Genomic DNA, 504 nt, shown 5'->3' on the forward strand with positions numbered 1-504 from the left:
AGCAATTCGCCCGACAATTGGCCAAAGAGGGTGGCGACCTTGTACTCGTAGCCCGATCGAAAAACAAGCTGGAGAACCTGGCATCGGAGCTTAGAAAGAAGCACGGCGTCAAGGTCGAGGTGATTCCTACCGATCTTGGCAAAGAGGGCGCGCCAGGCGAGTTATATCGGCAATGTCAACTTCTGAATTTAGAGATCGAACTGCTGGTCAACAACGCAGGCTTTGCCACGCACGGTTTGTTTGAACAAATGTCAGGCGTGCGCCAGCATGAGGAAGTCATGCTCAATGTTGCCGCTGTTGTAGATATGACGCACTTGTTCTTGCCGGATATGTTGTGTAGAAACTCCGGGGCCGTTATCAATGTCGCATCGACCGCCGGATTTCAGCCCCTTCCCTATATGGCCGTATACGGAGCAACGAAAGCCTTCGTCTTGTCGTTTACCCAAGCCTTGTGGTGGGAAAACCGCAACAGTGGCGTCCAATTTTTCACGCTTTGTCCCGGAG

General features: G+C 52.4%; 1 protein-coding gene. It reads left to right on the forward strand.

The genetic code is table 11. The features are described 5' to 3' along the window. Window positions 1-504 (forward strand): SDR family NAD(P)-dependent oxidoreductase (locus tag Q8G36_RS28620; protein ID WP_305275340.1); only part of this gene is annotated, 504 nt, incomplete at both ends.

This window comes from Peribacillus frigoritolerans (genome assembly GCF_030676415.1).
Lineage (GTDB): Bacteria > Bacillota > Bacilli > Bacillales > DSM-1321 > Peribacillus > Peribacillus frigoritolerans_A.